Source organism: Halorubrum sp. SD626R (assembly GCF_001261915.1).
In the GTDB taxonomy this organism is placed as follows: domain Archaea; phylum Halobacteriota; class Halobacteria; order Halobacteriales; family Haloferacaceae; genus Halorubrum.
The window spans coordinates 1-15020 of the sequence record NZ_CVRT01000056.1 but is presented as its reverse complement, the minus strand read 5'-3'; the positions used below and the strand labels follow the sequence as shown (position 1 = coordinate 15020).

The following is a 15020-nucleotide window of genomic DNA, read 5'->3' as shown; positions in this document are numbered from 1 at the left end:
GCGAACTTCCACTGGCACGACTGGGAGGTGCTCCACGTGTTCGTCGACCTCGACACGGACGAGCCGCAGCTGTACGTCGCCAGCTCGCACTCCCGCAGCGTGCCGAACAACGAGTTCCTCGATCCGAACCCCGACGCGGTCCCGCGGATACTCACCGAACTCGGGTCGCACTCCAGCACCCTCTCGGTCAACGAGAACCCCGACCAGTTTCAACGCGTCGGCGAGGGGGGGCTGCTCGCGGACATCACGAACACGACGATCGACACCGTCGAGGACCTCCTCGGGATCCCCATCGCGTACGGGCTCCCACGCGACGAGGAGATGCGGCTCCCGTTCGTCGTCCCCGAGTACGAGGGTGCGCCGATCTACGAGCATCCGGACCTCCCCTCGGTCACCGCCGAGTCGCTTGTCGACGGCGCGCTCACGATCCGGTCGCTCGACGCGCTGCGGTCGCCCCCGACCGACCTCCCGCTCCGAGAGACGGGGATCGCCTTCCGGCACGCCGACCGCGAGGACCCGGTCGCGGACGAGACCGCCGAGGAGGTGATCGGATACGACCTCGTCGAGACCGCCGAACTGGAGGACATCTCGGCGTTCACCGGCCCGCAGCTGAGCTTCGAGTTCGCGGTGCCACAGGCCGTCGAGGACGCCGTCGCCGGCCACATCACGACCACGGGCGTCCCGTGGGAGCAGCCCCGCTACGGGAACCCTGCGGTCGACATCACCGCCGGGAACCACCGGTCGGAACTCGCGGCGCGGTACGACGCCATCGCGGCCGACGAGTCGGTCGGGGGCGAGGCGGCCGGCGCGCTCGACGCGGTCGTCGCCCGGGTGACGCGGGCGACCGAGACCGACGAGGCCCCGGACGGTGAGGGGCTGACGACGACCGAGGCGGTCACCGAGTCGTTCGTGCTGATCGAGAGCGACCCCGAGGCGGTCCCCACGTTCGCCGGCGGGATCGCGGTCGCGAACGGGGTCCCGGAGGGCGACCACCGACTCACCGTCAACGGCGCGGGGCAGGCCCCCCACAGCGAGGAGCTGACGGTCTCCGCGGACGAGTCCGTGACGACCGCGGGCGTCGACGGCGAGGTCCCGCTCGTCGCCCGCGAGAACGCGCGGAAGGTGGAGCTCGACGACGCGGAGAGCGACGTGGACCTGACTCGGTCCGCGGTCGAGGACGACTTCGCCGGGCGGATCTACGACTCCGCGATAGACGGGAGCGACGCGGTCTACGTCCACGCCGGCGGCGCGTACACGACCGAGGTCCGCGACGCCGACGACGAGATCGGGGCGTACCGTGTCAATCCGGACCCGTCGGGGACGGGGAGCGACGACTCGGACGACGGGGGCGACTCGGACGAGGGGGACGACAGCGAGGGGCGCCCCCCGATCCGGATCGAGCGCCCGGAGACCGGGGCGGCCCCGCTTGCCGCCTACGTCGCCGACGTGGCGGAGGAGACGCGCGCCGCGGTCGCGGCCGCGGCGGCGGAGAGCGACGACGGCGACGGCGATGACGACGACTCCGGCGGCAGTGGGAGTCCCGGCGGCGGGAGCGGCGGCTCCGGCGGCGGCCCCTCGAACGCGGTGAACGGGCTCGAACGCGCCCTCGCCGCCGCGGTCGACCAAGCGAGGCGGGCCGAGGAGCGCGCCCGCGAGGGCGACGCCGAGGGCACGGAGCGTCAGTTGGCGAACGTCCTCGACCGCATCACCCGGATCGAGGAGCGACTCGCCGCGGCGCGCGAGGGGCTCCCGCCGGGGCTCGCGAACGCGACCGGAAAGCGCGTCGAGCAGGCGACGCGGCGCGTCGAGCAGGCGCGGAACGCCGAGAAGCTGTAGGCGGACGGGCGGCCTCCGCCCGCGGCGCGTCCCCATCTCCGGCCTCGCGAAGGGACGTGTCACGCCGCACCAGTGGATGGAAAGCTATACGACGCCGACCCGACCACGAGTATATAAGCAGATGTCTCAGGAGGGTTACGACCACACCGCGGTCGAGAATCGGTGGCAGGAGGCGTGGGACGACGCCTCGGTGTATCACACGCCGGACGAGGCCGACGACCCGACGTACGTCCTCGGGATGTACCCGTACCCGTCGGGGAAGCTCCACATGGGTCACGTCCGCAACTACACCATCACGGACGCGTACGCCCGGTACCGCCGGATGCGCGGCGACGACGTGCTCCACCCGATGGGGTGGGACGCGTTCGGCCTCCCGGCAGAGAACGCGGCCAAGGAGCGCGACACCAACCCCCGCGACTGGACGTTCGACTGCATCGACACGATGAAGGGACAGATGAAGTCGATGGGGTTCGGCTACGACTGGGACCGCGAGATCACCACCTGTACGCCGGAGTACTACAAGTGGAACCAGTGGCTGTTCTCTCGCTTCGCCGACGCCGGGCTCGTGGAACGGCGCGAGGCCGAGGTGAACTGGTGTCCGTCCTGCGAGACCGTCCTCGCCGACGAGCAGGTCGAGGGCGACGCCGAGCTGTGCTGGCGCTGCGACACGCCCGTCGAGACCCGCGACCTCGACCAGTGGTTCCTGGAGATAACCGAGTACGCCGACGAGCTGTTGGAGGCCATCGACGACCTAGAGGGGTGGCCAAACTCGGTGCGCCAGATGCAGCGCAACTGGATCGGCCGGCAGTACGGTACCACCCTCGATTTCGAAGTCGACGGGCACGGCCCCGTCGAGGCGTTCACCACCCGCGTCGACACCGTCCACGGCGCGACGTTCTTCGCGCTCGCGCCGGACCACCCGATCAGCGAGGAGCTGGCCGCCGAGGACGACGCGATTCACCAGTTCGTCCGCCACGAGGCCGACCCCGACGGCGACGAGCCGAACGGCGTCGAGACCGGCCTGACCGCCACGAACCCCGTCACGGGCGAAGAGATCCCCGTCTTCGTCGCCGACTTCGTCCTCTCGGACGTGGGGACGGGCGCGCTGATGGCGGTGCCGGGTCACGACGAGCGCGACCACGCGTTCGCGGAGAAGATGGGCGTCGAGACCCGTCCCGTCGTCGCGCCGGAGCCCGACGGCTGGGACGGCGAGACGGTCCCGGACGCGCCCGACGTGAGCGACGAGGCGTTCACCGACGACGGCGTCCTGGTTAACTCCGGCGAGTACAGCGGCCTCGACAGCGAGACGGCCCGCGAGCGACTCACGGCGGAGATCGAGAGCGCCGCGGAGAGCACCCAGTACCAGCTGCGCGACTGGGGCATCTCCCGCCAGCGCTACTGGGGCACCCCGATCCCGGTCGTCCACTGCGACGACTGCGGCCCGGTGACGGTCCCGGACGAGGACCTGCCCGTCGAGCTGCCCGACTTTATCAACACGACCGGGAACCCGCTCGACGCCGCCGAGGGGTGGAAGGCGACGACCTGTCCGGAGTGCGGCGAGCCGGCCACCCGCGAGACCGACACGATGGACACGTTCGTCGACTCCTCGTGGTACTTCCTGCGCTACGTCTCGCCGGACCTGGACTCGGCCCCCTTCGACTTGGAGCGCGCGAACGACTGGATGCCGGTCGATCAGTACGTCGGCGGCATCGAGCACGCAGTGATGCACCTGCTGTACTCGCGCTTCTTCACGAAGGTGTTGGCCGACGAGGAGGACCTCGACCACCGCGAGCCGTTCACGAACCTGCTGGCGCAGGGGATGGTCCAGCTGGAGGGCGAGAAGATGTCCAAATCGAAGGGGAACGTCGTCTCCCCCCAGCGGATCGTCGACGAGTACGGCGCGGACACGGCCCGGCTGTTCATGATGCAGGCCGCCCAGCCCGAGCGGGACTTCGACTGGTCCGAGGAGGGCGTCCGGTCGACGCACCGGTTCCTGGCGCGGCTGACCGACCTCGTGGAGGAGCACGCCGCGGGCGGCAAGGCGGGCGACGGTGCGGGCGACGCGGACGCCGGGGGCGCCGCCGTCGAGAGCGACACGATCGACGACTACGTCGCCGACGAGGTCGACGCCGCCGTCGCCATCGCGGGCGACGAGTACGACGACCTGACGTTCAACGTTGCGCTCCGCGAGGCGCAGGACCTCGTTGGGACGCTGCGGAGCTACCGCGAGCACGCCGACCCGGACTCCGAGACCTACGAGCGCGGGCTCGACGTCGCCGTCCGCCTGCTCGCGCCGGTCGTCCCGCACCTCGCCGAGGAGCTGTGGGAGGCGCTGGGTCGCGACGGGTTCGTCGTCGAGGCCGACTGGCCGACCGCGACGGTCGACCGCGAGACGGTCGAGAAGCGCCGGCGGCTGGTGGCGAACACCCGCGAGGACGTGCGCGACATCGTCGACGTCGCCGGCATCGAGGACCCCGAGCGGATCGACGTCGTCGTCGCGCCCGACTGGAAGTACGACGCGCTGGCGATCGCGATCGACAGCGACGCGGACAACCTCATCTCGGAGCTGATGGCGGAGAGCCACATCCGCGAGCAGGGGGACGACGCCGCCTCTTACGGGCAGGATCTCCAGGCGAACCGCGAGGCCCTGCAGGCGACGCTGTCGGGCGACGACGAGTACGAGGCGCTCCGGGCGGCCGCGTGGCTGATCGAGCGCGAGTTCGACGCGCCGGTCCGCGTCGAGCGCGCCGCCGACGCCGACGACGACGTGGTCGGGAAGGCCGAGCCGGGTCGGCCCGCGATCGACATCGTCGAGTAGCGGTCGGGGTCGTCGCTCAGGTATCCCGACGGCCCGGAAGCGATTAGTCGACGGCGACATCCGAACCCGTATGGACGACCCATACGCTCCCGCCCGCGACGCTCTCGCCGGGGACGGGCTCGGCGACGCGGGTGACGGCGACGCGCGCGACGGCGACGCGCCCGCCGCCGCCGATTCCGACCCCGCCGTCCTCGCCGCCCGCCTCGACGACGCCGACCCGCTCTCGTCGTTCGCCGACCGGTACCGCGTGCCCGACGACCTCTTGTATATGGACGGCAACTCGCTCGGCCCCGCGAGCGACGCCGCGCTCGCGAGCCTCGACCGCGTCGTCGACGAGTGGCGCGAGCTGCTGATCTCGGGATGGACCGACGCCGACCCGCCGTGGTTCTCGGTCGGCGAGCGCCTCGGGGACGCGCTCGCATCCTTCGTCGGCGCCGACCCGAGCGAGGTCGTCGTCGGTAACTCGATCACCGTCAACATCCACACGCTCGTCGGCACCTTCCTCGACGAGCTGCTGGCGGGGAACGGGCCCGAGCGAGAGGAGTTCGAGCGCGCCGACGGGAACTGGAACGCCGAAACGGATCCCGCCGTCCTCGTCAACGAACTCGACTTCCCCTCCGACCACTACGCGATCCGGGCGCAGCTGCGTCAGCGCGGAATCGATCCCGACGAGAAGCTCCGGGTCGTTCCGAGCCGGGACGGGCGGACGATCGATCCCCGAGATATCGAGGCCGCGCTCGACGCCCACGACGACGTGGGGATCGTCTGGATGCCGACCGCGCTGTACCGGTCGGGACAGCTGTTCGATGTCGACCGGATCACTCGGGCCGCCCAGGAGGCGGGCGCGTACGCGGGCTTCGACGCGGCCCACTCCGCGGGTGCGGTCCCCCACGAGTTCGGGGACGCCGGCGTCGACTTCGCGGTGTGGTGCACCTACAAGTACCTCAACGCCGGTCCGGGCTCGATCGGCGCGCTGTTCGTCGCGGAGCGGCACCACGGGCTCAGGCCCGCCTTGGCGGGGTGGTGGGGCCACGAGAAGGCGACGCAGTTCGAGATGAACATGACGTACACGCCCGCCGACTCGGCCGGGGCGTGGCAGATCGGGACGCCGCCGCTACTCGCGGCCGCGCCGCTGGAGGGCTCGGTTGAACTCTTGCGGGAGGCCGGAATCGGGCGTCTCCGGGGGAAGTCGCTCGCCTTGACCGACTTCCTCATCGCGCTCGTCGACGACCGGCTTCCCGGGGTGTCAGTCGGGACCCCCCGTGACCACGCCGCCCGCGGCGGCCACGTCGCCCTCGAACACCCGGACGCGGAGCGACTGAGCGAGGCGCTCACCGACCGCGGCGTGGTCGTCGACTTCCGGCCGCCGAACGTGGTCCGCGTCTGTCCCGCAGCGCCGTACACCTCGTTCGCCGACGTGCTGGCGGTCGTCGACGAAATCGAGACGATCCTCGACAGCGGCGCGCACGAAGAGTACGAGACGAGCGAGGGCGGCGTGACGTAGCGGTCGCAACAGTTGAGCGTGGTGCGACGTAGCGGTCGCGACGGCCGAGGCGACGGGCGAAAAATCCGGCGATCGCGCGTCGATTTCGTCGCCTCGCGACCCGTTAGCGTCCGAGTTCGGGCACCGATATGCGCACTCTTATCAGCGTATTAATCCTATACACTGCTAAGAGAACCGATGGACGAGAATACACCCTCGAACACCGGCGACAGCTCGTTCGGTGTGGCCGGCGGGGAAGTTGACACCGTGTACGAGGCGATCTTCCGCGAGATCGACGACGCCGTGTTCTTAGTCGACGTCGGGCGGACCAGCGATGGATACGAGTTCACGTTTCAGGAGAACAACACCGCGCACCAAGATCAGACGGGATTCACCGAGGACACGATGCGAGGGCAGACGCCGCGGGAACTCCTCGGCGACGAGCAGGGCGCGACCGTCGCCGCGAACTACCGCCGCTGCGTCGAACGGGGCGACACGATCGAGTACGAGGAGCGGCTCACGTTCCCGGGTGGGACGAGCCACTGGCAGACGAAGCTGACGCCGATCACCGAAGACGGAACGATAACGCGGATCGTCGGCGTCGCTCGGGACATCACGGAACATAAGCAACAGGAGCGGGAGCATCAGCGCACGCACCGCCGGTTCCAGACCGTGTTGGAGACGATGTCGGCGGCGGTGTTTCTCAAGGACGCCGACGGTCGGTATCTCCTGATGAACCAGGCGTGCCGCGACCTGCTCGACGTAGACGAGGACCCCGTCGGGATGACCGACGGAGACCTCTTCCCGCAGGAGACAGCGGAAGGAGCCCGGGCGGACGATTTACGAGTCCTCGACGACGGCGAGCAGATCGAACTCGAGGAGACGGTCCCGACTCCCGCGGGGGAAAGCGTCCGACTCACTCGGAAGTCACCCGTGTACAACGACGATGGGGAGATCGTGGCCGTCTGCGGCGTCTCGACGGATATCACCGAACAGAAAGAGGGAGAACGAGCGCTTCAGCAGCTCAAAGACCGTCTCGAACTCGCGGTGGAGGGCGCCCAACTCGGCATCTGGGACTGGGACATGACCACCGACGAAGTCGAGTTCAACGAGCAGTGGGCGCGGATGCTCGGGCACTCCGTCGACGAGATCGAACCGCGCCTCGAGGAGTGGGAGCGTCGCGTCCATCCCGATGACCTCAGGGCGGTCGAAGATGCCCTCTCGGACCACATCTCCGGGGAGGCCAAGTACTACGATACGGAGCACCGGATGCAAACCGCGACGGGCGAGTGGAAGTGGATCCGCGACGTCGGGAAGGTCGTCGAGCGCGACGAGGACGGAGAGCCGGTGCGGGCGGTCGGCATCCACCTCGACATCGACGATCAGAAGCGGCGAGAGGAGGAGCTGGAACGCACGCGGGCGCTCATCGAGCGGACCCAGGAGAGCGCGTCGATCGGCTGGTGGGAGGTCGACCTGGTTGACGGGTCGCTCACGTGGAGTGACGAGGTACATCGCATCCACGGGGTCCCGGTGGACGAGTCGGTCGATCTGGAGGAGGCCATCGAGTTCTACCACCCGGACGACCGGGAGACCATCGGGACCGCGTTCGACCGTCTGATCGAGGACGGCGAGTCGTACGACCTCGAACTGCGGATCGCCACGGCGTCCGACCGGACCCGATGGGTCAGGGCGATCGGCGATCCGCAGTTCGACGACGCGGGGGACGTCGTCGGTGCGTTGGGGCTGTTCCAAGACATCACGGAGCGGAGGGAGTACGAGATCACCCTCGAGTCGACCCGCGAGGAGCTCCGGAAGATCATCGACCTCGTGCCGGACCTGGTGTTCGTGAAGAACCGCGACGGCGAGTACCTCTTGGCCAACGAGGCGACCGCGGAGGCGTACGGGAAGACGCCGGAGGAGGTCGAGGGGCGCTCGGAGGCCGACATCATCCCCGACGTCGAGGACTCGGCCGAGTTCCGGCAGGACGACTTGGACGTGATCGAGTCGGGCGAGCCGAGATCGATCGGGGAGGAGACGCTGACGACGGCGGACGGCGAGGCGCGCATCCTACAGACGACGAAGATCCCCTACAAGATGCCGGAGACCGGAGAAGACGCCGTCCTGGGATACGCCCGCGACGTGACCGACCTCAAGGAGTACGAGCGGACCCTCGAGCAGCAGCGGGACAGCCTCACCCTACTCAACCAGGTCGTTCGCCACGACATCCGGAACCAGCTGATGGTCGTCGAGTCGTATACCGAACTGCTCGAGGACTCGCTGCCCGACGACCAGAGCCGGACGTACGCGCGGACGGTCATCGAAGCGGCGAAGCAGGCGACAGAGATCACGGAGACGGCCAAGGACGTCACCGACGTGCTGCTACAGGTCGGTAACGACCGGACCCCGATGAGCCTCCGCGGCGAACTCTCCGGACAGATCGAGAAGGTTCGCACGGATCAGGACCGCGCGACGGTCTCAGTCGACGGCTCGATCCACGACGCGACGGTGTTGGCCGACGACCTGTTGGAGGCGGTGTTCCGGAACCTGCTGACGAACGCGGTCGTCCACAACAACGAGGACGTGGCTGAAATCGCGGTTTCGACGCGGGTTTCAGACGACGCGGTGCGCGTGTCGATCGCCGACAACGGCCCCGGTATCGAGGATAAACACAAAGAACAGATCTTCCAAGAAGGCGAGAAGGGCCTCGAGAGCGGCGGGACGGGGGTCGGGCTCTACCTCGTCAAGACGCTCGTCGACAGGTACGGGGGCGACGTCTGGGTCGAGGACAACGAGCCGACGGGCAGCGTGTTCGTCGTCGAACTGCCCCTCGCCGACTGAGGGGACGTGGGTCTCACCGCAGACGCGGGCAGCGCCATCCCGTCGGGGGCGACGCCGGCCTGTCACGGGCAGTGCTGACCTGTCGGCCACGCTAGCCTGTCACCCAGACCTCGCACAGCGACGGGCTTAATCGCTCGAACGCCCAACCCGAACTGATCACAGAATGGCGGCACCGTCGGGCATGGACGCGTTCGCGCACCTCGGGAGCGAGGTCCGTGAGGCGCTCTCCGAGCAGGGGTTTTCCACCCCGACCGAGCCCCAACGCGAGGCGATCCCGCCGCTCGCGGCCGGGAAGAACGCCCTCGTCCTCGCGCCGACGGGCACCGGGAAGACGGAGACCGCGATGCTCCCCGTCTTCGACGCGATCGTCGACGCCCGCGATTCGCCGGGTGACCAGCCCCGAGACGGCATTTCGGCCCTCTACATCACGCCGCTCCGCGCGCTCAACCGCGACATGATGGACCGATTGGAGTGGTGGGGCGACCGGCTCGACGTCGAGGTCGCGGTGCGCCACGGCGACACCACGCAGTACGAGCGGAGCAAGCAGGCCGACGATCCCCCGGACGTGCTCATCACGACGCCGGAGAGCCTGCAGGCCATTTTGACCGGCTCGAAGATGCGGCTTGCGCTCGAAGACGTCGCGCACGTCGTGATCGACGAGGTCCACGAGCTCGCCTCCGCGAAGCGCGGCGCGCAGCTCACGGTCGGGCTCGAACGCCTCCGGGGCGTCGCGGGGCCGTTCCAGCGGATCGGCCTGTCGGCGACGGTGGGGACCCCCGAGGAGGTCGGTCGCTTCCTCGTCGGAAGCGGCAAGCGCGACCCCGACCGCCCGGGGGATCGGGAGTTCGAGATCGTCGAGGTGGCGGCCGGAACGCGGACCGATGTCCGGGTACTTGATCCCGAGATCACCGACCGCGACGCGACGCTCGCCGGCGAGCTCGCGGTCGACGAGACGACCGCGAGCCACGTCCGGACGATACGGGGGATCGTCGCGAACCACGAGTCGACCCTGATCTTCGTCAACACGCGACAGACCGCTGAGGCGCTCGGCTCGCGGTTCAAGACGCTCGCGGAGCGGGAGGAGACGACGGGAGATATCGACGACCCCACCGAGATCGAGGTCCACCACGGCTCGCTCTCGAAGGACGTGCGGATCGACGTTGAGGACCGGTTCAAGGCGGGCGAACTCGACGGGCTCGTCTGCACCTCTTCGATGGAGCTCGGCATCGACGTGGGGCGCGTCGACCACGTGGTCCAGTACGGGAGCCCGCGCGAGGTCGCCCGCCTGCTCCAGCGCGTCGGGCGCGCGGGTCACCGCCGCGACCTCGTCTCCGAGGGCACCGTCGTGACGCAGGGCGGCGACGACACCCTCGAAGCGCTCGCGATCGCCCGGCGCGCCGGCGCCGAGCTCGTGGAGCCGGCCGCGATCCACCACGGCAGTCTCGACACCGTCGCGAACCAGATCGTCGGCGTCGTGATGGACGAGGGGGACGTGCACGCGCGCGAGGCGTACGAGGTCGTCACGAACGCGTATCCCTTCCGGGAGCTCGCCGAGGAGACGTTCCAGGAGGTCGTCCGGGAGCTCGACGGCAACCGCTTGCTGTGGCTCGACGAAGAATCCGACACGCTCGAAAAGTCGGGCGGGACGTGGCAGTACTTCTACGCGAACCTCTCGATGATCCCGGACGAGTCCACCTACGAGGTGTACGACATGTCCTCCAGACGCGGGATCGGCACCTTAGACGAGCGGTTCGTCGTCAACTTCGCCGGGCCGGGCGAGACGTTCATCCAGCGCGGCGAGATGTGGCGCATCACCGAGGTCGACGAGGAGGAGGAGCGCGTGAACGTCACGCCGATCGCCGACCCCGCGGGCGAGGTTCCCTCGTGGATCGGCCAGGAGATCCCGGTTCCGAAACCCGTCGCCGAGGAGGTCGGACGGATCCGCGCCGAGGCCGCCGAGGCGCTCGCGGCGGGGTCGACGCCCGAGGCGGTCGCGGCCGACCTCGCGGAGCGCTACCCGGCGGACGAGGGGACGATCGCGAGCGCGCTGCAGCCGGTCGTCGATCACGTCGACGCCGGCCACCCGGTGCCGACGGACCGCCGGATCGTGATCGAGGGGAGCGCCCGCACCGTCGCGGTCAACGCCGCCTTCGGCCACGAGGTGAACGAGACGCTCGCGCGCCTGCTCGCTGCGCTCGTGGGGCAGCGCGCCGGCTCGTCGGTCGGGATGGACGTGGACCCGTACCGGATCGAGTTCGAGGTCCCCCACGGCGTCGATCCCGGGACCTTCCGCGAGGTGCTGGAGACGACCGACCCCGACCGGCTGGAGGCGTACCTCGAGCTCGCCCTGAAGAAGTCGGACGCGCTCAAGTTCACGCTCGCGCAGGTCGCCGCGAAGTTCGGCGCCGTCAAGCGCTACCGCGAGGGGAAAGGTCGGTTCGGCGGCGACCGCCTGCTCGCGGCGTTAGAGGGGACGCCCGTCTACGACGAGGCGCTCCGCGAGGTGTTCCACGCCGACCTCGCGGTCGCGGAGACGGCCGAGGTGCTGGAGGGGATTCAGGACGGATCGTTGGAGCTGGAGATTGCCCGCGAGCGGACGCCGCTGGGGACCGCCGGCCGGTCCGCGGGGACCGAGTTTCTGGTGCCCGAGAACGCCGACGCCGACGTGATCGAGACGGTCCGCGAGCGGATTCAAAATGACCGGGTCATCCTCTTCTGCCTCCACTGCGCCGACTGGCGGCGCACGACGAAGGTCCGCCGCGTTCGCGACCAGCCGGAGTGCCCGGAGTGCGGCTCGACCCGCGTCGCCGCCCTGAACCCGTGGGACGACGAGACCGTCGCGGCGGTCCGGGCCGACGAGAAGGACGAGGAACAGGAGCGGCGGACGGAACGGGCGCATCGAGCGGCGAGCCTCGTCCAGACGCACGGGAAGCGCGCCGTGATCGCGCTTGCGGCGCGCGGCGTCGGACCGCACAACGCCGCGCGGATCATCAACAAACTGCGCGAGGACGAGGACGAGTTCTACCGCGACGTGCTCAGACAGGAGCGCGAGTACGCGCGGACGCAGTCGTTCTGGGACTAGATCGATACGTCGATTAAGATGGTAGTTCGGTCGATTATTTGAGGGTGATCGACGACATCGCGGAGTCCTCCAAAGCCCCAGCCGCTCGGCTATACGGTGTTGCTGTTGGCAACTCGGTAAGCACTTCCAAAGCCCCAGCCGCGAGGACTCGCGCGACTCGCTGTGCGCTTCAGTCGCTCGTTTCACTCGCTCCCTGCAGTGCTTGCGTCGTCGTGCTTCGTCCTCGCGGCTGCCCCTTTGAGTCCCGCCCCGCACCGCAACCGCAGCCTCACGCCTCCCCAGCCTCGCGGTTCGCGCTCTCCGAGCGCTCACCGCGTCCAGCGAGGGACCGAAGGTCCCTCTGGCAGCCGGCGGCTCCACCGCCGGCGACCTCGCGCGTGCTCACTCGCGCCCTGCGGGCGCTCGGAGGCACGCGCCACCGCACATTCTCTATAAGCAGTCGCAGACGCCGGCTATCCGATTCGCCCGCTACTCGTCTGGGTACTTCGGCTCGCGGCGCTCGGCGCGCTCGGTCGCGCGCTCGATGACCTCCCGGACCGTGTCGGGGCCGTCGCTCGCGCGGTAAACGTCGCCGTGGCCGGGGTACATCGCCTCCACGCTGTCCGGGAGCACGTCGAGGATCGCGTGCAGGCTCTCGATCAGTTCCTCGCGCGATTGGCCCGTCATGTCGGTGCGACCGAACGAGCCGTCGTCGAACGCGCCGTCGTTGTAGACGACCACGTCGCCGGAGTAGAGACGTTCGTCGCCCACAAGGGCGACGTGGTCGTCGGCGTGGCCCGGCGTCTCGACGACATCACAGGATTCGTCGCCGACGAGGACCTCGTCGCCGTCGCCGATTGCCACGTCGCGTCGCGGGTGCGAGGCGTTCGCGTACAGCGTCGCGTCGAAGCGGTCGAGCACCTCGTCGATCTCGCCGACGTGGTCGTGGTGCTGGTGGGTCAACACGACGCGGTCCAGCCCGTCGACGCCGGCGTCGTCGAGCGCGTCGGCGACCACGTCGTCGACGCCCGGCATCGTCCCGGCGTCCACGAGGGTCGACGCCTCGCCGGGCACGAGGTACGCGTTGCAGGTGAACTCCTCCGCGTCGGCGGTGACGGTGATCGGCTCCATACCCACACGAGGGCCGTCGCGGCGTAAAAGCGTGTACACCGCGGCGACGCGGCGCGCCCTCCCGCGGCCGCGCGGAACGACCCGCCGCAGTGACGCGGTACGCGCGGCCTACGATCCCCCCGTCCGATTCTGGCCGGGGATTTATCAGTCGCGCCCTGTTAGTGATACACACAAATGGGCTTCGGAAGCTACGACGAATCCGAACAGGAGAATCAGGACCTGGACGCGGATTTCGACGACGAGGACGGAGTCCGAGCGGCCGAAGAGGTACACGAGGGCGAGGTCGACTACGAGCCCGGCGCCTCGAACGACGAGCTCCTCGACCGGCTCCAGGAGATCAAGTCCGAGGAGAACTGATCGGGTGACGACGCCGAGCCGGACGCTCGGAATCGCCTTCTCCGACGGGAACCGAACCAGCCGCCTAGCCGGTGCCGTCGTCAGGGGCGACGGGACCCTCGACGGGCTCGCCTTCGAGCGCTGCGCGGTCGGCGGCACCGACGCGACCGACGCCGCGATCGCCCTCTTCGACGCGCTCGGCCGCGAGGACGTCCGTCACGTCGCCTGCGCCGGCGTCGCCCCGGCGTGGTTCAACCTCCTCGACCTCCGCCGCCTTCGCGAGACGCTCGACCGTCCCGCCTACGCCGTGAGCTACGAGCCGAGCCCGGGGCTCGAACCCGCGCTCCGCGAGGCGTTCGACGGCGACGCGCTGGAGCGCCGGCTCGGCGTCTACCGGTCGCTCCCGCCGCGCGTCCGGGTCGAGCGCGACGGGCCGGACGCGGGGGACGCCGAGGGCGACGGCGCCGACGATGCGAGCGGCGCCGAGGGCGGCGCCGACCCGCTCTTCGTCCGTGCGGTCGGAATCGACGACGGCCGCGCGGCGGCCGCCGTCCGCGACTCGGTCCGGGAGGGGTTCCGTCGGCCCGAGCCGCTTCGGCTCGCCGCGATCGCGGCGAGCGCGCACCGCGAGGCGGTCGCGGAGGAGTGACGGCCGGCCGCGGGCGACCGCGCCCGGCGCGCCGGATATATGTCGCCCCCGCCCGACGACCTCGGCATGAGCGACGGCGACGCGCCGGCCGGCGGCCCCGGGAGCGATTCCACGCCCGACGTGACGTTCCGCGACCGCGACCGGCTCGTCCGGACGCCGGCCCACGGCGTCGCCCTCGACTGTCTCGCGGCCGGGATCGCGGCCGCGCGCCCGGATCGACTAATCGAGAGCGCCGTGTCGGTGCGCGACGGGACCCTGCGGATCGAGGGCGCGGAGACCGCGGGGGGCGTCGACGGCGACGCGGGCGCCGAGCGCACCGGCCCGGTCGGGGAGTACGCCCTCGCCGACTACGACCGCGTGCTCCTGATCGGCGCGGGCAAGGCGTCCGCGGAGATCGCCGCCGCGCTCGCCGGCGTCCTCGGCGACGCCGGGCGGGAGATCGCCGAGGGCGTCGTCGTCACCGAGGACCCGGCGGAGCGACCGTCGGCGGCCGGCGTGGAGGTCCTGCCGGGTGATCATCCGATCCCGAGCGACGCGGGCGTGGAGAGCGCGCGGCGCGCCCTCGACCTGGCCGAGCGCGCCGGCGCGGACGACCTCGTGATCGCCGCGATCACCGGGGGCGGGACCGCGCTGCTCGCGGCGCCCGCCGACCCGATCACCCCGGACGACCTCCGTGAGCTGACCGACCGGCTGCTCGCCTGCGGCGCGTCGATCGACGAGATCAACGCGGTCCGCAAGCACTGCTCGGCGGTCAAGGGCGGGCGGCTCGCGCAGGCGGCGGCGCCCGCGGCCGTCGCCACGCTCGCGGTCAGCGACGTGATCGGGGACCCGCTCGACGTGATCGCGAGCGGGCCCACCGTCCCCGACC

The 15020-nt window shown here is 70.2% G+C and carries 9 protein-coding genes; 8 read left to right on the top strand and 1 reads right to left on the bottom strand.

The genetic code is table 11. The features are described from left to right. From SD626R_RS05535 to SD626R_RS05515, 5 genes are all read left to right on the top strand, one after another. A partial coding sequence (locus SD626R_RS05535; protein ID WP_092564594.1) for a hypothetical protein occupies nucleotides 1-1836 on the top strand: 1836 nt, incomplete at its 5' end. 121 nt (nucleotides 1837-1957) lie between these two features. Beyond that, nucleotides 1958-4654, top strand: a complete 2697-nt coding sequence (gene leuS / locus SD626R_RS05530; protein WP_092564592.1) for a leucine--tRNA ligase — start codon at nucleotides 1958-1960, stop codon at nucleotides 4652-4654. A gap of 70 nt (nucleotides 4655-4724) precedes the next feature. Then, on the top strand, nucleotides 4725-6158 hold the full coding sequence (gene kynU, locus SD626R_RS05525) for a kynureninase (protein ID WP_092564590.1): 1434 nt from the start codon (nucleotides 4725-4727) through the stop codon (nucleotides 6156-6158). Between the two features lie 177 nt (nucleotides 6159-6335). Further along, nucleotides 6336-8975 (top strand): PAS domain-containing protein, encoded by a 2640-nt coding sequence (locus SD626R_RS05520; RefSeq protein ID WP_092564588.1) that lies wholly within the window; start codon nucleotides 6336-6338, stop codon nucleotides 8973-8975. A 163-nt stretch (nucleotides 8976-9138) separates the two neighbouring features. Next, on the top strand, nucleotides 9139-12057 hold the full coding sequence (locus SD626R_RS05515) for a DEAD/DEAH box helicase (protein ID WP_176697279.1): 2919 nt from the start codon (nucleotides 9139-9141) through the stop codon (nucleotides 12055-12057). A 468-nt stretch (nucleotides 12058-12525) separates the two neighbouring features. Here SD626R_RS05515 and SD626R_RS05510 read toward each other — a convergent pair whose 3' ends face one another. Further along, nucleotides 12526-13167: an MBL fold metallo-hydrolase gene (locus SD626R_RS05510; protein WP_092564586.1), complete on the bottom strand. Its 642-nt coding sequence runs from the start codon at nucleotides 13165-13167 to the stop codon at nucleotides 12526-12528. 174 nt (nucleotides 13168-13341) lie between these two features. On the opposite strand from SD626R_RS05510, the gene SD626R_RS05505 reads away from it, so the two are divergent. From SD626R_RS05505 to SD626R_RS05495, 3 genes are all read left to right on the top strand, one after another. Continuing rightward, the gene (locus tag SD626R_RS05505; protein ID WP_092564584.1) at nucleotides 13342-13524 is read left to right on the top strand and encodes a DUF5786 family protein; all 183 of its coding nucleotides are present in this window, start codon (nucleotides 13342-13344) and stop codon (nucleotides 13522-13524) included. Nucleotides 13525-13528: 4 nt separating this feature from the next. Next, nucleotides 13529-14152, top strand: coding sequence for an endonuclease dU (locus SD626R_RS05500; protein ID WP_092564582.1), 624 nt, complete (start codon nucleotides 13529-13531; stop codon nucleotides 14150-14152). Nucleotides 14153-14218: 66 nt separating this feature from the next. Beyond that, the coding region (locus SD626R_RS05495) for a glycerate-2-kinase family protein (RefSeq protein ID WP_141651423.1) at nucleotides 14219-15020 on the top strand (802 nt) is incomplete at its 3' end.

Excerpts from the sequence above, each read along its gene's own strand:
- SD626R_RS05520 (WP_092564588.1), top strand. The coding sequence starts at position 6,336 with ATGGACGAGAATACACCCTCGAACACCGGCGACAGCTCGTTCGGTGTG.
- SD626R_RS05505 (WP_092564584.1), top strand. The coding sequence starts at position 13,342 with ATGGGCTTCGGAAGCTACGACGAATCCGAACAGGAGAATCAGGACCTG.
- SD626R_RS05510 (WP_092564586.1), bottom strand. The coding sequence starts at position 13,167 with ATGGAGCCGATCACCGTCACCGCCGACGCGGAGGAGTTCACCTGCAAC.
- kynU (WP_092564590.1), top strand. The coding sequence starts at position 4,725 with ATGGACGACCCATACGCTCCCGCCCGCGACGCTCTCGCCGGGGACGGG.
- leuS (WP_092564592.1), top strand. The coding sequence starts at position 1,958 with ATGTCTCAGGAGGGTTACGACCACACCGCGGTCGAGAATCGGTGGCAG.
- SD626R_RS05515 (WP_176697279.1), top strand. The coding sequence starts at position 9,139 with ATGGCGGCACCGTCGGGCATGGACGCGTTCGCGCACCTCGGGAGCGAG.